The 17,528-nt window shown below is 58.7% G+C and carries 16 protein-coding genes, 2 pseudogenes and 1 other annotated feature; of the genes and pseudogenes, 12 read left to right on the top strand and 6 right to left on the bottom strand.

Annotated features, from left to right (window positions below; all coding sequences use genetic code 11):
• Positions 1 to 70: 70 nt before the first annotated feature.
• Both L3X40_RS18100 and L3X40_RS18095 read right to left on the bottom strand, forming a co-directional pair.
• Entirely contained in the window at positions 71 to 460 is a 390-nt protein-coding gene (locus tag L3X40_RS18100) for a type II toxin-antitoxin system death-on-curing family toxin (protein WP_237366854.1), read from the bottom strand.
• Positions 461 to 688: an AbrB/MazE/SpoVT family DNA-binding domain-containing protein gene (locus tag L3X40_RS18095; RefSeq protein ID WP_237366853.1), complete on the bottom strand. Its 228-nt coding sequence runs from the start codon at positions 686 to 688 to the stop codon at positions 461 to 463.
• A 79-nt stretch (positions 689 to 767) separates the two neighbouring features.
• Between L3X40_RS18095 and L3X40_RS18090 the strand changes: the two are divergent.
• Positions 768 to 1,399, top strand: a pseudogene (locus L3X40_RS18090) (tyrosine-type recombinase/integrase).
• Positions 1,400 to 1,581: 182 nt separating this feature from the next.
• Here the strand turns inward: L3X40_RS18090 and L3X40_RS18085 are convergent.
• From L3X40_RS18085 to L3X40_RS18075, 3 genes are all read right to left on the bottom strand, one after another.
• Positions 1,582 to 1,968 carry a TadE/TadG family type IV pilus assembly protein gene (locus L3X40_RS18085; protein ID WP_237366852.1) on the bottom strand — a complete coding sequence of 129 codons (387 nt, stop codon included), beginning with the start codon at positions 1,966 to 1,968 and terminating at the stop codon, positions 1,582 to 1,584.
• 8 nt (positions 1,969 to 1,976) lie between these two features.
• Positions 1,977 to 2,390: a TadE/TadG family type IV pilus assembly protein gene (locus L3X40_RS18080; RefSeq protein ID WP_237366851.1), complete on the bottom strand. Its 414-nt coding sequence runs from the start codon at positions 2,388 to 2,390 to the stop codon at positions 1,977 to 1,979.
• Positions 2,391 to 2,458: 68 nt separating this feature from the next.
• On the bottom strand, positions 2,459 to 3,697 hold the full coding sequence (locus L3X40_RS18075) for a TadE/TadG family type IV pilus assembly protein (RefSeq protein WP_237366850.1): 1,239 nt from the start codon (positions 3,695 to 3,697) through the stop codon (positions 2,459 to 2,461).
• A 725-nt stretch (positions 3,698 to 4,422) separates the two neighbouring features.
• On the opposite strand from L3X40_RS18075, the gene L3X40_RS18070 reads away from it, so the two are divergent.
• The 6 genes and pseudogenes from L3X40_RS18070 to L3X40_RS18045 form a co-directional block, all read left to right on the top strand.
• Positions 4,423 to 6,627, top strand: a complete 2,205-nt coding sequence (locus L3X40_RS18070) for a TonB-dependent receptor family protein (protein WP_237366849.1) — start codon at positions 4,423 to 4,425, stop codon at positions 6,625 to 6,627.
• Between the two features lie 431 nt (positions 6,628 to 7,058).
• The gene (locus L3X40_RS18065; RefSeq protein ID WP_445177209.1) at positions 7,059 to 9,206 is read left to right on the top strand and encodes a TonB-dependent receptor; all 2,148 of its coding nucleotides are present in this window, start codon (positions 7,059 to 7,061) and stop codon (positions 9,204 to 9,206) included.
• Positions 9,206 to 10,288 (top strand): PepSY-associated TM helix domain-containing protein, encoded by a 1,083-nt coding sequence (locus L3X40_RS18060; RefSeq protein WP_237366848.1) that lies wholly within the window; start codon positions 9,206 to 9,208, stop codon positions 10,286 to 10,288. The genes L3X40_RS18065 and L3X40_RS18060 overlap by 1 nt, the downstream gene beginning before the upstream one ends.
• Positions 10,289 to 10,605: 317 nt before the next feature.
• Entirely contained in the window at positions 10,606 to 10,791 is a 186-nt protein-coding gene (locus L3X40_RS18055) for a hypothetical protein (protein ID WP_237366847.1), read from the top strand.
• A complete protein-coding gene (locus L3X40_RS18050; protein WP_237366846.1) occupies positions 10,788 to 11,390 on the top strand; it encodes a DNA-3-methyladenine glycosylase I in 603 nt (200 codons plus the stop codon). Before L3X40_RS18055 ends, L3X40_RS18050 begins: the two co-directional genes overlap by 4 nt.
• Before the next feature lie 471 nt (positions 11,391 to 11,861).
• A pseudogene (locus L3X40_RS18045) lies at positions 11,862 to 12,905 on the top strand (efflux RND transporter permease subunit); the annotation flags it as partial.
• A gap of 267 nt (positions 12,906 to 13,172) precedes the next feature.
• Here L3X40_RS18045 and L3X40_RS18040 read toward each other — a convergent pair.
• Positions 13,173 to 13,901 carry a hypothetical protein gene (locus L3X40_RS18040; RefSeq protein ID WP_237366845.1) on the bottom strand — a complete coding sequence of 243 codons (729 nt, stop codon included), beginning with the start codon at positions 13,899 to 13,901 and terminating at the stop codon, positions 13,173 to 13,175.
• 97 nt (positions 13,902 to 13,998) lie between these two features.
• Positions 13,999 to 14,052 (top strand) — a sequence feature (sul1 is cis-regulatory element that is thought to sense ions involved in sulfur or methionine metabolism; They are found in Alphaproteobacteria).
• Between the two features lie 138 nt (positions 14,053 to 14,190).
• Between L3X40_RS18040 and L3X40_RS18035 the strand changes: the two genes are divergently transcribed.
• From L3X40_RS18035 to L3X40_RS18015, 5 genes are read left to right on the top strand one after another with little or no spacing between them, the layout of a single operon-like run.
• Positions 14,191 to 14,358, top strand: a complete 168-nt coding sequence (locus tag L3X40_RS18035; RefSeq protein WP_237366844.1) for a hypothetical protein — start codon at positions 14,191 to 14,193, stop codon at positions 14,356 to 14,358.
• A 16-nt stretch (positions 14,359 to 14,374) separates the two neighbouring features.
• On the top strand, positions 14,375 to 15,859 hold the full coding sequence (locus L3X40_RS18030) for a SulP family inorganic anion transporter (RefSeq protein WP_237366855.1): 1,485 nt from the start codon (positions 14,375 to 14,377) through the stop codon (positions 15,857 to 15,859).
• A 13-nt stretch (positions 15,860 to 15,872) separates the two neighbouring features.
• Entirely contained in the window at positions 15,873 to 16,724 is an 852-nt protein-coding gene (locus L3X40_RS18025; protein WP_237366843.1) for a universal stress protein, read from the top strand.
• A 1-nt stretch (position 16,725) separates the two neighbouring features.
• The gene (locus L3X40_RS18020) at positions 16,726 to 17,064 is read left to right on the top strand and encodes a TraR/DksA family transcriptional regulator (RefSeq protein WP_237366842.1); all 339 of its coding nucleotides are present in this window, start codon (positions 16,726 to 16,728) and stop codon (positions 17,062 to 17,064) included.
• 8 nt (positions 17,065 to 17,072) lie between these two features.
• On the top strand, positions 17,073 to 17,291 hold the full coding sequence (locus L3X40_RS18015) for a cold-shock protein (protein WP_237366841.1): 219 nt from the start codon (positions 17,073 to 17,075) through the stop codon (positions 17,289 to 17,291).
• The last annotated feature ends 237 nt before the right edge of the window (positions 17,292 to 17,528 follow it).

The following is a 17,528-nucleotide window of genomic DNA, read 5'->3' as shown; positions in this document are numbered from 1 at the left end:
CCGACGAGATCCTCGCCGCCGTCAAACGCTTCTGCCAGAAAACAATGAAGCGAACTTCGGATTCAGGTGACTAGCTGCAATGTGCTTTGAACCAATCGGCGAGCTCTGCTTCGTCGAGTTTTCCCGCCGCGAGTTTCATCACCGCGTGCACCGCATCTTCCGGCACGAACTCGATTCTCACATTATTCAGCGCAAGAAATAGCCTTGCCAGCACCCAAGCGGTGCGCTTGTTGCCATCCGTGAAGGGATGATTGCGTGCAAGGCCATAAGCATAGGCAGCCGCCAATGTGCACAGTTCGGTCTCGCCATAGGCCCAGCGGTTGCGTGGCCGGGCGAGAGCTGATTCCAGTCCTGATGCATCGCGCAGCCCGACAGGCCCGCCGTGCTCCGCCAGCTGACGATCATGAATGGCAAGTGCAAGTTCGCTCTCGATCCAGACCGGTTCATTATTTTCAGGCATTTACTTGGCTAGAACGCGCAATATGTCCCGATCTTGGCGCATGATCCGTTCGGCCATCGCCATCTTGACTTCAAACTCCGGATTGGTGGCAGTTATGCGGATACCATCGGGAGATTCTGACACATAAAGCGTATCGCCCACACCAGCGCGCAATTTGGCAAGGAGTTCCTTGGGCAGGACAACGCCAGCGGAGTTGCCTATCTTGGTAATTTTTACGGTCGCGTTCATACGAGAGTTATAACATACTCCCCCAGACATTCAAGAGTGATATCTTGCCCTTGGTCATTCCGACCATTGGAGACATCACATGGGACATTCAGACCTGGACCCTGCCGTACATAAACGACACCCTTGGAATGCTGGTACAAACGTTGGCCCCAAGCGGCCATTGAAACCTCGCGATATCTGGTCGATCCGCTTCTATCTGGACGAGCACAAACGCCTTCGCGACCGTGCCCTGTTCGACCTCGCCATCGACAGCAAGTTGCGGGGCTGCGATCTGGTCAAGATCAGGATAAGTGACTTGATGAGCGCAGGTTCCTTTCGTGATCGCGCGACTGTCATCCAGCAAAAGACTGGTCGACCCGTGCAGTTCGAGATCATGTCCGAGGCACGCAAGAGCCTGAAAGCTTGGCTTGATCGGCGCGGCGGTTCAATCTGCGACTTCGTATTCCCCAGCAGGATCGATATCTCGGTCACTTGAGTACACGGCAATATGCCCGTCTCGTTGACGAATGGGTGTCAACGATCGGTCTCGACAAGCGGGAGTACGGCACGCACTCGATGCGCCGGACCAAAGCGTCACTTATCTACAAGGCCACCGGTAATCTACGCGCTGTGCAAATATTGCTGGGTCATACGAACATCGAAAACACTGTTCGCTACCTCGGCGTCGATGTGGACGACGCACTGACTCTATCCGAGCGGACTGAAATTTGACACCGGTTCCGGTTCTCTGCTCGCAACGGGGGGCCGGAATCATCTGATGAACAAGCGGCAGGTATCGACGCGCCCATTATATGAAATCATTTAACAAATCTATATTTAATATTTACATTAAATTCTACAATGGAATAATTACTTAAAATATCGCCAACAATCCATGTCCAGCATTGTACTTTTCACGGCTGATAAGCGCGCCGGGTATGATTAAGCGTGACGGGGCTTGTTTCGAAGAACACGAAGTTCAATGGCACGGCGTAGCTCATGGAAACGTCGACATAGCCCACGCCGTCGCTTGTTCCGTGGCTGACCGTCGGTCCGGTAATATGGGATGAATCGAGGCCGAACTTGCTGTCGGTCACCCGAGCGGTAATCGCCGAGTCCGAAGGACTGGGATAGATGGTGGCATAGCGGGCGCCTTCCTCCACGGCCTGTTGCAAACCGGCATTAGCGGCAAACAGGATGCCAAGTTGAAGTATGCCGATGATGAGAGTGATGAGCACGGGGACAGCCAGCGCGAATTCGATCGCCGAGGCACCGCGCCTGTCATGGATCAATTTGCACAACCGTCGCATCATTGCACCCGGACCGAAGAATAGCCCGTGAGCGCGAATCCGCCATTATCCGTCGTGCGCGATGACGGCACGAGAAAGGAAAACATAGGAGTATAGCTACCGCTGATGTCGATCGATACAAAACGCGCGACCTGCTCGCCATCACCGCAGGTGATATCGAACGAACTCTGGCGGACGCCGTCGCATTCGAGCCATGTGTCGAGCGTGACGCTTTCAGTCGGAACTCCGGCCGCGCTGGCACCCTCCGCTTTCAAATTTTGGAAGGCGTCGCTGTTAAGGCCGCCTGCCGTCGCCATCTCCACCGTCCGCGCGGCGGCCTGTTGCAGCTTGAGCTTCTCCGAAAATCCCATCGCGAGATCGGATGCGCCCATGACCAGTATTGCCAGCGTCGGCACGATGATTGCCGTTTCCATGACGCTGGTGCCTTTCCGGTCGGCGAGCAGCCGCAAGGCGCATCGAAGGAATTTCGGCGGCATCATAGTCACCCGACCAGTTGCACGCGCGTGCCGGTGAAGGATTCGGCACCCGACCCGGCCGGACATTGATTGGTAATGCTGTTATTGCCGGTAAAGGTTACGCGTCGGCTGACAATTTGCAGGCACTTCGTGTCCATGCCCGACGTACCTGAAAACTCGACGGCCTGTTTGGGCATGTAGATGGCGCCCTGTATCTTGGAACTGGCATTGCCGTTGATCTTGTTGGTCCCGGAATCGGTCGCGCGCCTGTCCTGATAGAAAACCACGCCCGCATAAGTTCCACTGGTCGGCGCTGTAAGCTGGATATTCGCGCCGCCATTAATGTTTACGTCCGCGATAGAGCCCGGGTTGGTGGCGGCCGTGCTGCTGGTCAGAATGATGGTGACGCCATCCCCAATGACCGTCGCCTGCGATCCCACACCAAACGAGCTGCCCTCAATATAATAAATGCCGGGATTGAGCGTCACCGTGCCTTTGAGGTCCATGCCACGATAGCAGCCTGGATCAAGCGTTCGCGTGGCCGTGGGCTGAACCGTCACCTTGCCGCTGCAGCTTGGGAGTATGGGTTCAGGCAGGTCAGCGAATGGATCAGGTTGCGCAATGGTGTAAGGCTGCAGCGCTGTACCAGATGCGTAGTTGCCACTCGATTGCAGACCGCCGACAGCCGCCACCGGCGTGGCGCTGATAAGACTACTTCCCCCGGCGATGACGGCGTTGGCAGCTTTCGAATTCGTTACGAGGCCGCAGCCCATATTGACCGAAGCATTGCCCTGCATCGTGATACCGGCTGCAGTCGTGGATTCAAGCGCGACGACGCAATATTCGCCATTGGTGACCGCAGCTGCTGTCGCTTCGGCTCTGATCACTGGCGGCGAACTCATGAAGAAGCTGGAAAAGGGCAGCACTTCGCTCGTCTGCAGGATCACCCGAACTGCGGTATCATCCCCTGCATAGGCACCCGCCGTCGGCGCGTTTTCGATGACGGGAACTGCCGAAAATGTAACGAAGCTGTGCCGGTTGATCTCGGCGGTCGCGCTGGCGGACGGATTGCCGCCCTGTGCTTTCGCATAGGCACCCGAGAGCGCCGCAGAGTCGGCCTGCCGCTGAATCTGGCGCTTCCAGAGCGTCCATTGGATCGTATCCGTAGCCAGTCCGCCCGCACCGATCAGCACCGGCATGGCCAGGGTGGCAATGAACAATGCATTGCCGGACTGGTTCCGCAGGATTTTCCATTTCTTAGACATGTGCGATGCCGCCCCAATTCACCCAAGCTGAAGTTTCTCGCTCAGCAACAAAGGTAGCCATCATGCCTCAAAAAAAGGTTAATTATTAAGATGAGTCGAAATGAATACCCAGATAATCTCCAGGTAATTTGGTATAGCTACTGGACATTTTGGCATTGATAGATATATATCTAACGAAATAGAGACATCTATTGTTTCTATGTCACAAGTATGAATTCCATTATATGGATAAACAATTTCAAATAATTGTTAAAATTAGAAATATATTACAACAAATTGGTAAATAATGCTACCAATTACGGATGATGTAGAAAAGCACCTGTGTGAATTTCTCTACGTTGTTCACTACGGCAATCGCTTCCTACAGGCCTCCGCCCGATGTCGGTGCGCGAAATATCCCCACGAAAAGCAAGTGGCAGGCATGCTCCTTCGCCGCCATCTCTTAGACGAAACACTCGTCGAAATGGAGGCCCGCCGGATGCACGTCCTTGCCCCGGTTCACATTAGCCACGGCCGTGCGCGTCGCCAAGGTCAGGTTCGCAGCGGATGCTGAAAATGTCTGCCCGCCCCTTGTTTGTTGACCGGCAGTACCTTGATGTGAATCAATGAATCAGTCGGGGGTTGCATTAATGCGAATTATTCTTATTAGCGTTCGCAAATAGATATGGGGGCACCAACTTATGAAGACTCAGTTGCGCAGAGGCACCGCGCTGTCAGGCATTTTTGTGTCTATTCTCGCTTGGAACGGCAACGCTTCCGCAGAAGAAGCTGGTATGGAAGCTGGTGCGCCCGCAAATGAGGCAATTCTAGTCACTGCCTCCAAGCCGGAAGCGTTCGAGATCGGCGGTTCGGTCCAGTTTCTTGATAGCGAGGACCTTGCCGAGTTTTCCTATACGGACCCAAATCGCGTTCTGCGTCAGGTTCCAGGCGTGAACCTCCAGGAAGAGGACGGATTCGGCCTTAGGCCGAACATCGGTATTCGCGGCTCGGGAAGCGATCGTTCAGCGAGAATTGCGCTGATGGAGGATGGCGTGCTGATCGCGCCCGCGCCTTACGCCGCGCCATCGGCCTATTACTTCCCGCAAATTTTCCGGATGTCGGCCGTGGAAGTCTCCAAAGGGCCTGCAGCAATCAAATATGGACCTATGACGGTTGGCGGAGCTGTCAATCTGATCTCCACACCAATCCCGGAGTTGAGCGCCGGTTCCGTGAAAGTTCTCGCTGGCACGGACAAGGCGCGCCGGGCTCATGGCTGGGTGGGCGGCTGGACTGCGCTTTCAGACGGGCTTGAGGTAGGCGGTCTTATCGAGGGGCTTTACGAGCATTCCGGTGGCTTCAAGCATATCGATATCGGTGGCGACACCGGCTTCGAGATTACTGACGTCGTTGCAAAACTTGCCTTGCGTACTACCGATGAACGCCATGCCCTGGAACTGAAGTTTCAGACCTATGATGAGACAAGCGCAGAAACTTACCTGGGCCTGACGCTTGATGACTTTCGGGCATCGCCCTATCGGCGTTACAATGCCAGCCAAGTCGACGAGATGAATGCCGAGCATCAGACCTACCAGCTGAGCTATCGTTTCCGTCCCTCCGAAACGCTGGGCTTCACAATCGTTGCCTATCGCAACGATACGACCCGGGCATGGTACAAGTTGAATGACGTTCGCAATTCGGCCGATACCGGCTGGGATTCGATCAGCAACGTTGTTTCCGATCCGTCCACATTCGCCCCTCAAATGGCCGACCTCATCGGTGCGCCCGGATATACGGGTCGCGTCAATGGCCTGCGGGTCCGCAATAACAATCGGGCATATCAGTCTACCGGAGTCCAGGGCGTTCTTGAAGCGGGCTTCGCTACAGGCGGTGCGACGCATGAAATGGAGATTTCGGTACGGTACCATGAAGATGAGGAAGACCGTTTCCAGCAGGATGACATCTACCAGATGGTCGATGGCCGGATGATCCTTACGTCTGCGGGCGCTCTTGGCAGCAACTCGAACCGGCTCGGTGAGGCGCAAGCTTGGGCCTTCTTCGTCCGTGACACAATTACGCTGGGCGATGTCACTCTGACGCCCGGGCTTCGTTACGAAACGATCGACCTGAAGCGGACCGACTGGTCGGGCTCTGACCCTAGTCGGACTATGCCCACATCTGTCGTGACATCAAACGTCGATGTATGGATACCGGGGGTGGCAGTCTCTTGGGAGTTTTCGCCCGGAATGCGTTTCATCGCTGGTGCCCATCGCGGTTTTGCAAGCCCCGGCCCCGGATCGACGACCGACGCCGAAACCTCGTGGAACTATGAGGCAGGCTTCAAAGTTGCCAAGAACAGCTGGCACGCAGAGGCCATCGGCTATTTCAATGACTATTCCAACCTTGTGGGCACCTGCACCAATTCCACGGGCGGCAATTGCGTGATCGGTGACCAGTTCGATGGCGGTGCAGTCCATGTGAAAGGTATCGAGTTGACCGGTGGATACACATTCGGCGGCGTCGACGATCAAGGTTTCGCCATACCGGTTTCCGTCGTCTACACATTGACGGATGCCGAGTTCCGCACGTCTTTCGATAACGGTTATGAGCCTTGGGGATCGGTGGCAAAAGGGGACCGGCTGCCCTATCTACCCAAGCATCAATTGACCTTGAATGCGAGCGTAGAACTAGAAAAGGCGCGGTTCTCAGCAACGCTCAACCTGGTAAGCAAGACCCGCGCCGTGGCTGGATCAGGAGAGATAGCTGATGCGGAAAAGATCGACAGCCGCGCGCTTGTCGATCTCGCAGCCGAGTGGGATGTTTTTGGACCCCTCTCGGTCTTCGCCAGCGTGACTAACCTGTTCGACAAAACATACAATGTCGCCTTTTCTCCTGCGGGTGCGCGCCCGGGAGCGCCGCGCATGGTGCTGGGCGGAGCGAAAATCAGGTTCTGATTTCCGCGACTTTGCTCCAAACTGGGGGCACCGCTGAGTCCCTATTTGCACCTTCACGCTCTGCGCCAATTGAATAAGCATCAGGTGAATGGCAGTCCGCTGTCTTGCTGCTTGCCCATCCGCGCCGGCCCAAAATTGCCGCTCCACATGCTTGAAATACTGACCTGAATGAACGACAGGTTCCAGACTCGCGAATTTCCAGCGTAAACGGCAGAAATGTTGGCGTCTGTCGCGGTTAGAACACCACCAGTCTGCTATCTGCGAGCGTCCACTCGACCTCCTGACGCTGCAATCGCAACAATATCATGTAATCGGCCATGTTGACAAAAACCGCGACGGAACGACGAGGCTAACTAGAGAGGCCAATTTGATACTGACTTGCAATAGTATTTGAAACAGGTTAGCGGCGCCCCTGACCCAAGGGGAGCTTTATGCGCTACATATTCACGACCTTACTCTCGACCGCAGCCACTCTCGTTACCGGGGCAGCCCATGCTCAGGTTATGGCACCGGCGGCGGAAAGCAGCGATGACATCGTCGTAATGGCAACGCGGAGCGCACTTCCCGCCAACGCGCTTCCGCTCACAATCGATGTCCTTGATAAGGAGACGCTGGACCAGCAGGTCGCCATCGGCGGTTCGATTGTGGACGCCGTCGCCAACCTGACGCCCTCATTCTCTCCCACCCGACAGAAGCTGTCGGGCGCGGGTGAGACGTTGCGCGGGCGTTCGCCGCTCTATGCGATCAATGGCATCCCGCAGACAGCGCCCCTGCGCGATGGCGCGCGCGATGGCTTCACGATCGATCCGTTTTTCGTGGATCGGGTCGAGCTGATCTATGGCTCCAACGCTCTGCAAGGCATTGGCGGTACGGGCGGCATCGTCAATCAGGTGACAGTAGGCCCGCCAGTGACGGAAGGAGTATCCGGCCGCGTCCTGCTGCAAGGCAGCGCCGATGATGGTTTTCACGGTGACGGGTTGGGCGGCAAAGCCGCGGCTCTGCTGTCTTATCGCGCAGGCCGCGTCGATGCGACGGTGGGCACAGCCTTCGAAAAGCGCGGCGTGTATTATGATGGCCATGACCGCCGCCTCGGTACCGACCTGACCCAAGGCGAGACGCAGGATTCAAAAAGCTGGTCCGTCTTTGGACGGTTCGGCTACGCGCTGAGCGACAGCGCTCGATTGGACCTGATCGCCAGCCGGTTCGAATTGAAGGGGGATGGGGACTATGTTGCGCAGAACGGCAATCACCTCGTCAACCTGCCGACAACTTCCGTCCGGGGGGACCCGCCGGGCGCACCCGCCACCAACCGGACCGAAAGCGTTGCGCTATCGCTGACCGACACCAATCTCTGGGGTGGCAATCTGGTCAGCCAGATTTTCTTCAATCGCTCGCGCGACACTTATGGCGGCGAAGTCGCGCCCATCGCCACATTCCAGGATGCGTCCCTCGCGCCCGTTGGTGCGCTGTTCGACCAATCGCAGAACCGGTCGCGTAAATATGGGGGCAAGATCAGCTATGAGCGCGGCATTCCGGGTTTCGAGGCGCTGACGGCGGCGCTCGGCTTCGACGCGCTTTTTGACCTTACTGAACAGCGGCTGATTGCGACGGACCGCACATGGGTCCCGCCCACCGATTATCGCAGCCTCGCGCCCTTCGCCCAGTTCAATCTGGCGCTGTTCGACAAGAAACTTCGTCTGGCCGGCGGCATCCGTTACGAGGATGTCCGCGTCACCATCGACGATTACACGACCCTGGCATCCTATGGCTCGCACTTCGTATCCGGCGGCAGTCCCACGTTCAACGATACGCTGTTCAATGGCGGTGTGATTGTAGAGCCGCTTCCCGGCATTCGGCTCTATGGCAGCTATGCGGAAGGCTACACTGTGCCTGACGTTGGTCGCATTGCCCGAGCGGTGAACACAGATGGGGTCGACATCGACACCTATGTCAACATCAGCCCGATTGTTTCGAATAACCGGGAAATCGGTATGGAGGTCAAGCGCGGCCCATTGGATGCCAGCGCCGCCTATTTCTGGTCGACCAGCAAGAATGGCTCTTTGCTGACGCTGATCAACGGTTCCTATGAAGTGCAGCGGCAGCGGGTCGAAATCCAGGGACTGGAATTGAATTTGGCTGTCAAGACACCGGTGCCTGGCCTCACCTTGTCCGCAGGCTATGCGCATCTGATCGGGCGGACCGATGGCTCTGCTGACGGGGTTGACCAGGTAGATCGCGACCTCGACGGCGCAAACATCTCGCCTGACCGGCTCAACCTTGCCGCCAGCTATATAAATGGACCGATTTCCGCGCGCGTGCAGACGCAATTTTATCTGGCCCGGAGTTTTGAGCGCGCGCCGGGCACATTCAACACCGTCTATGACTTTGACGGCTACAATGTGACCGACGCCAGCCTGCGCTATCAAACCGGGTTTGGCGCCCTCACCCTCAGTGTCCAGAACCTGTTCGATAAATTCTACATCGATTATTACAGCGATACCGTTCGTCCGACCGACGATGCCCACTTCTTCTCCGGGCGCGGCCGCAACGTCACCCTTGGCTGGGATTACCGCTTCTGATGATGCTCCTCGATCTCTTGCACCGCTGGACGGGAGGGCTGATCGGCCTTGTACTGGCGGTGCTGGGGATTTCGGGCGCGCTTCTGGTTCACAAGGATGCCTGGGTAATCCTCCCGCATGCAGGCGACGCTCAGGTTCAGGCGACCAGCGCCATAGCCGGGGCGGTCGAACGGATCATGGCCGATCCTTCAGCCCGGCCGCAGATGATCCTTTTTGCCAACGAGGGCTTCGGATTGAACCGCCTGACCTTCAAGGAAGGTGCGGGCGGCTACAGCGATCAGGCGGGCATCATGGTGCAGCGCTGGGACAGCCAGTGGGAGCGCCCCGAAATCTGGCTGTTCGATCTTCATCACCACCTGTTCGCCGGCAACGCTGGCGAAACCGTTGGCGGGATCGCGGCCGTGGCCGGTTTGCTCTTCGTTCTGTCCGGCATCATTCTGTGGTGGCGAACGCGGAAGACCTTTGAATTCCGCCTTCTGCCCAAACGCCTGAGCCGGCCAGCCATCCTGCGTCACCATCGCGATCTTGGCATTGTGGCCGCGCCGCTTCTGATCCTGTCGCTGCTGACCGGCGCCATATTGGTGTTCCGTCCGATGGCGGCGCTGATCCTGGGGTCCTCGGCGCCTATGGTCATCGATGCGAGCTTGAAAGCCCCCGATCCGCACCCGGCGGAACTCGCAGCCCACCCCGACTGGCGTAAAATGATCGAAACCGCCCGGAGCCACTTTCCCGAAGCGGAGGTTCGGAGCCTTTCCTTGCCGCGCGATGGCAACGGGCTGATCACGCTGCGCCTGAAAAAGGCGGAGGAGTGGCTGCCCAACGGCCGAACGACGCTCTGGTTTGCTGCCGATAGCGGCCACCTTGTTGCCGCACGCGATGCTTCGCGGCTGCCGACAAAGGCGAAGATCTATAATTTGCTCTATCCGCTCCACGCCGCCAAGGTGGGCGGACTGCCCTATCGCCTGGTCATGACCACATCCGGCCTCGCACTGGGTCTGCTCGGCAGCTTGACGGTCTGGACCTTCTGGTTCGCGCGAAAGCGACCAAAAAAATCGAGAGCTACGCTCGTTTCAGCAAGCTGATCGATTTGGTGGGAGCCTCACGCACCCACAGGCAGCAGATCAACGGACGGCAGGAATTAGGCGCGCAATGCCGGTCGAGGAATGACCGGAATGTCGGCGAAAGGAGTCGTGTTTACGAACGGTGTAACTGTCATCGAGTCGACTGTGCCCTGTTCGCTTGCGGCCCTAATGCCCGTTGAGCGCGGCGACAGCCAAGTCGGAACATATAGGAAACAAATCCTTGCGCCAATGCCTTGCCAACGGCTATTGTAGGGTTCCGAATCCTGATGACGACTGTGTCCTGACCGGCCCCGAAATTCGATGCAAGGATGATGTTCATGGTGTGGAGGGGCGCGCGCAACGCCGAGATCGAAAAGCTTCATAGCGAAGGCGCGAGCCATGCCGCACTCGCTCGCCAGTTCGAATTGTCGCCGTCGCGCGTGCAACAGATCATCGCCAATACGAGGCGCATGCGCAAAAGGCTGCAAGTTCGTTTGGACGCGCCGCTGCGACACACGACATGAGCGCATTATTCACGCCAGCTGACGGCAAGCCGCGCTGCCTCTGGTGCGCGGCGTCCCCCGATTACATTGCCTATCATGACCACGAGTGGGGCTATCCGGTCGATGATGATCGGCGACTCTTCGAGAAGCTCAGCCTCGAAGGCTTCCAGTCCGGCCTGTCCTGGCGCACCATACTTACCAAGCGTGAAAATTTCCGCGCCGCCTTTGCGGGCTTCGACTTCGACCAGATCGCCACCTTCGGCGATGCCGATGTCGAGCGGTTGCTGCAGGATGCCGGGATCGTCCGCCATCGCGGTAAGATCGAGGCGGTCATCAACAATGCGCGGCGGGCGCAGGAACTGGTCGGTGAAGCCGGTTCTCTAGCAGCCTATGTCTGGCACTTTGAACCGCAGGGAGACGACGTCCCCTATCTCGCCTCGACCTCGTCGGCCTCGGTGGCCATGTCGAAGGATCTGAAGAAGCGGGGGTGGACGTTCGTCGGCCCGACGACAGTCCATGCCTTCATGCAGGCTATGGGCCTCATCAACGATCATGCCAAAGGCTGCGTTACCCGCGCGAAAGTGGAGCAGGTGCGGGTCGGGTTCCGGCGGCCAGGCTGATTGCGTCAGCATCGGACTGTCGCCCGACGCGGCAATATGATGAGGTGTGGCTGCACAGCACGACGCAGAGCGGCCCGGAATCGGTTCCACGTTAGGGCAGCGAGGCGTCGTAGCATCGCCCCCGATCCGTGGCGGCCCTTTGCTGCGGCCGGCACGAACGTTGCCCTGAGCAGGGGTGTCATGGGCATCGGTACCGATAAAGGGGCAGCGCACCTCCGGTGTCGGACTTCACCGGCAAGCGGTGGCCAGAACAGATGGACTCTCCGGCTGCTGGAGACCGACCCCTCTTTGTCGCCTGCATGCGATCCTCGGCCGCCTAATGCTGTCAACCCCATGAAGGGGTTCCCCTTCGCTGACGCTGCGGTGACGTCGGCAACCGGGCTCTCCTTTGGGCGCCATCGGGGATGGTCCCCGAGCAACCGAAGGAGTTTTTGTCATGGCCACTATCGCTAACCTCACCGTGAAGAACGACGGCAGCCCTCCGAACAGGCAAATCCCGTCAACCGGGCGCTTACCGCTGCCTATCGCCCTGCGATCGACTGGGTGCTCACGCGGCCCAGGACGACGCTCATCATTGCGGTGGTGGTTCTGGCAACTACGGCCTGGCCGCTCTCCCGGCTCGGCGGTGAATTCCTGCCGGCGCTGGACGAAGGCGATCTGCTCTACATGCCCTCGGCACTGCCTGGCCTGTCGGCGGCAAAGGCGTCGGCTCTGCTCCAGCAGACCGACCGGATGATCAAATCGGTGCCCGAGGTCGAAAGCGTGTTCGGCAAGGCGGGCCGCGCCGAGACCGCGACCGATCCGGCGCCGCTGGAGATGTTCGAGACCACCATCCGCTTCAAGCCGCGCGACGAATGGCGGCCGGGCATGACGCCGGAAAAGCTGGTCGAGGAGCTGGACCGCACGGTCAAGGTGCCGGGCCTTGCCAACATCTGGATTCCGCCCATCCGCAACCGCATCGACATGCTGGCGACCGGGATCAAGAGTCCGGTCGGGGTCAAGGTGTCCGGCCCCGACCTCGCCGAACTCGACCGCATCGCCCATGACGTCGAGGTGGCGGCAAAGAAGGTGCCGGGCGTCAGCTCCGCGCTGGCCGAGCGGCTCACCGGCGGACGCTATATCGATGTCGATATCGACCGCGCCGCCGCCGCGCGTTTCGCGCTCAACATCGCCGATGTGCAGCAGATCGTGTCGGGAGCCGTCGGCGGTGAGAATATCGGTCAAACGGTGGAGGGGCTGGCGCGCTATCCGATCAACGTCCGCTATCCCCGCGAAATCCGCGACAGTCTCGAGAAGCTGCGGACGCTGCCGATCCTCACGCCGCAGGGGCAGCAGATCACGCTCGGCACCGTGGCACAGCTCAAGGTCAGCGACGGCCCACCGATGCTCAAGACCGAGAACGGCCGGCTTTCGACCTGGGTCTATGTTGACGTGCGCGGCCGCGATCTTTCATCGGTGGTCGATGACCTTAGGACTGCGGTTGCCAAAGACGTCAGACTCTCGCCCGGAGTCTCCAGATCCGGCGATAAACGAGGAGATAGCACGGATGTTCCAGACGGAACCGGCCGCTTATTTGTCGAGTGCCGTGGCTGCTAGAAAGCTGGTCGGCGACATTTGGCCGGAGGCACGCCTGAAGGTTGGCTACGACGTTTCGGGCGTTTTCCCTTCCGCGACGGTCACTTGCGGTGAGCGGCGAGGTTCTTCGGTAGCGCCCACAGTGTCGCTCGCCATTCTTCGCGCGCTGATGGGCGCGTTGAATTAACCCGCTGCGACCCAGTCAGCTCATGCGCCGGAATCCGGTTTGCGGCCGAGATAGATCAAGTTGAATGCCGGTTCGTCCCGGTATGGCGTCGGAAATTCCACGCGCTCGACCCGCACATCCCGAAAGCTATCGTGGAGAGCGTCAACAAATGCCCGGTCTTCAGCGTCGGTTGACCAGAGCGCGAAGACACCGTTCGGTTTCAGCTTGCGAGTGATCGCGGCAATCGCATCGGCACCATAGAAACCTGCACTTGCCGGATCGATGAAATGCGTCGTTGAATGGTCGATGTCGATCACAATGGCATCATGCAATTCTTCCGGTGCGGCGGGATCAAATCCGCCTGTTTCTCTCGCCAAAGCGAAGAAATCTCCCTCGCGCAGATGGCAACGAGCGTCCCCTGCAACCGCCTCGCCCAGCGGCAACAGGCGCTCGTGGTGCCACATGATGACTTGAGGGATCAATTCGATCACGGTCAGCTTGCCGACGCGCTCGTCCCGCAAGGCAGCCTGCGCCGTATAGCCCAGGCCCAGGCCGCCGATCACCACGTCTAGTTCGGTGCCTATCGTCATAGCCAACGCCAGATCGGCGAGGGCGACCTCCCCGTCGATAAACTGGCTCGACATCAGATAGCCATCGTTGAGCTTGATTTCCCAGATATCCTCTCCATCCGGGCGGAGGCGACGCCGTCTAAGAACCAGTTCACCAATCGGCGTGTTCTCCCAGGCGATTTCTTCGAACATCTTATTCATAGCGGCTGTCTAAACTGACCGGCGCCGATTGGCCCGCAAGAATTTTCCTTTCCGCACTTGCGGCACGAGGGGAACTGACGTATCGGCCCCGTCATCCGCTGGACTCGGTTCTGCCGAGTGGCTCGGCCCGGCGCCTATCCCCGGGGTAACCGCAAACCAGGCAGCGCGAACACGATCGGTACCGATCGTCCCGCAGCGCCTGACATTTCATCTTGGGCATGATCCTTCGGGCAGCTCGCTTCGGTGCGTTCGCCCATTCGCCATGCTAAGCTAAATGGGGGTTATATAGATGGCGAGCGTGTCAGCTCACACCGATCAGCAAAACCTGCCGGCAGATTCCGCTTTTCGCGGACAGGGGCACATGAACTTCCAAATTCAGTTCGCCAAGCGGATGGATGCCGTGCCGCTGACCCGCGATTACATCGCCGATCATGATCGCACACTGTCTCTTGTTTAAGTTCACCGGAGTATTCATGCCAAATATGCAATCCATCAAGCGAGAGTGGTTGTCGAACCCGCGAGGAGACATCCTTGCGGGTATCGTCGTCGCGCTTGCGCTCATTCCCGAAGCCATCGGCTTTTCGATCATCGCCGGTGTCGATCCGCGCGTCGGCCTCTATGCCTCCTTCTCCATTGCGGTGATCATCTCGCTGGTCGGCGGCCGTCAGGGCATGATCTCGGCCGCGACCGCCGCGATCGCCGTGCTGGTGCTGCCGCTGATCCGGGACCACGGCCTCGATTACCTGTTCGCCGCCACGATCCTGATGGGCGTGATCCAAGTGATCGCCGGGTTCCTGCGGCTTAACGTCCTGATGCAGTACGTGTCGCGCTCAGTCATCACCGGCTTCGTCAACGCGCTGGCCATCCTGATCTTCATGGCGCAACTGCCCGAACTTACCGGCGTGCCGATGATGACTTACGCATTGGTAGCAGGCGGCCTCGCGATCATCTATCTCTTTCCCTACCTCACCAAGGCCATTCCCTCGCCGCTGATCTCCATCGCCATCCTGACAGCGCTGGTGTTCTATCTCGGTATAGACGTGCGCACCGTCGGAGACATGGGCGAACTGCCGTCATCGCTGCCAGCGTGGCTGATCCCCAATGTGCCGTTCACGATGGACACGTTCCAGATCATTCTGCCCTATTCCCTGACGATGGCTGCTGTCGGCCTGTTGGAATCCATGATGACAGCGCAGATCGTCGACGATCTCACCGACACGCCATCGGACAAGCAGCGCGAGATGAAGGGGCAAGGCATCGCCAACTTCTTCACGGGTTTCCTGGGCGGCATGGGCGGCTGCGCCATGATCGGGCAGTCGGTGATCAACGTGAAGTCGGGCGGCCTTACGAGACTGTCGACCTTCGTCGCCGGGTCCTTCCTGCTGTTCCTGATTCTGGTGCTGGGTTCGCTGGTCGCCATCATTCCCATGGCCGCACTGGTCGCCGTGATGGTCATGGTCTCGATCGGCACCTTCTCTTGGCGATCGATCAAGGACATCCGCCATCACCCTTGGCAATCATCTGTCGTTATGGTGGTCACCGTGGTGATCGTGGTGTGGACGCACGATCTCGCTCAGGGCGTTCTTGCCGGTGTGATCCTGTCGGGCCTGTTCTTCGCCAGCAAGGTGAAGCGTATCTTCACGGTGGAGTCGGAGCTTTCGGCCGACGGCCTCACGCGCCGCTACCGGGTCTCCGGTCAGGTATTCTTCGCTTCGTCGGACAGTTTTGTGGAAGCGTTCGATTACAAGGAAGTTCTGGACCGCGTCGTGATCGATGTGTCACAAGCACATTTCTGGGACATCTCGGCGGTGGGTACGCTCGACAAGGCAATTCTGAAGTTCCGCCGCGAGGGCACCGAAGTGGAAATGATCGGGCTCAACGAAGCGAGCGCTTCGATGGTCGATCGCTTCGCCATACATGACAAGCCGGGCGCGCAAGCGCAACTCGGCGGGCATTGAGAGGATTAGCACTATGGAACACGTCCTCGCATGTATTGACGCGTCGAGCTATGCCGACAGCGTCTGCGATCTCGCAGCTTGGGCTTCCAAGCGCTTGGCTATGCCGGTCGAACTGCTTCACGTAGTCCAGCGCACAGATGCGGTGGCCGCCCGCAGTGATTTGTCGGGCGCCATCGGCCTTGGCGTCAAGACCAGCCTGATGGAAGAGCTGGTCGAACTGGAAGCCGCCGATGCCAAGCTGAAGGTGGAACGCGGCCGGATGCTGCTCGCTGCCGGCGAGAAGCGCCTGCGTGAAAAGGGCGCATTTGATGTTCGCACACTCCACCGCCATGGCGGTATCGTCGAGACGATCCTCGAGCGTGAAGAGGGCGCACGCGTTGTCGTGATCGGCAAGCGCGGCGCGAGCCATGAATTTGCCAGTGGCCATATCGGCTCGAAGGTTGAGCGCGTTGTACGGGCAAGCTCGAAGCCAGTCCTGGTGGCATCGCGCGAATATGACGAGCCGCGCAATATCGTGTTCGCCTATGATGCCAGCCCCGCCGCGGACCGGGCGCTGGGCCGACTTGTCGAGTCCACCCTCTTCACCGGCCTGCCCGTCAACATCGTCATGGCGGACACGGACAAGGACGCGCACCGGCGAGCGCTCGACGGCGCCGCATCACGGCTCCGAGCAGATCGAGAGGTCACGACGACTCTCGAACGCGGCAAGCCCGAAGCAGTGATCGCTAAGGTCGTCGAGCAGACACAAGGTGCAATGCTGGTCATGGGCGCCTACGGCCATTCGCCGATCCGAACGCTGATCGTCGGCAGCACTACGACCACGATGATCCGCACCGTTCACGTTCCGGTCCTGCTTGTGCGGTAAGATGGCGCTCGATCTTGCCCGCTTTCGTGAAAAGCTTCTCGCGCGGCGCGAGGCGCTTTTGGCCGAGGACCGTATGTCGCAGGCGGTTCGCGCACCCGTGACCTTGGACCAGGATAGCGTCGGTCGGCTTTCGCGCATCGATGCGATGCAGGTCCAGGCGATGGCCCTTGCTCAAGCGCGCCGACGTCAGACTGAACGCGCCACCATCGATGCCGCGCTGCGGCGCCTCGACGAAGGAGAGTTTGGCTATTGCCTGAAATGCGGCGACGAAATCGCGCCTGCCCGGCTCGAACACAATCCTGCCGCCACGACCTGCATCGAGTGTGCAAGGGAGGGTTGAACCCAGTCATGCCATCCGGAACCGTCAAATATGTGGGGCCTGAGGGCAGCTGGGGCTTCATCGCGCGCGACGACAAGCAACCCAAGGTCTTTCTGCATGTCTCCGAGGTTCAGAAGGTTGGCTTCGAAGCTATCGAAAAAGGCCAGCGCTGGAGGTTCGATTTGAAAACTGGCCGTGATGGCCGAATGTCGGCGACCGATCTCGAATTCTTCGGCTCGGATCGCTAGCGCATATTAAGAACAGCTTTACCTCAACCTGCTAATTCTCTGTCGAACCTCAACAAAATGGGACGACCGGGAAGCTCATGCTGCTGCTTCAGAAAACGATTTTAGAGTCCTCTTGGAGGAGGAACCCCTCCGACTTCAGTCGGATACTGGCTTTAGCCTTAGAGCCCAACCGAAAATTATGTTGAGTGATTTCAGCGAGCTGTGATTCTCTGTGGTTTAGGAAGACTACGGAGGATC

It is taken from the genome of Rhizorhapis sp. SPR117 (assembly GCF_021742065.1).
The sequence above is the reverse complement of the archived record's forward strand: the minus strand, read 5'-3'. Positions and strand labels throughout refer to the sequence as shown.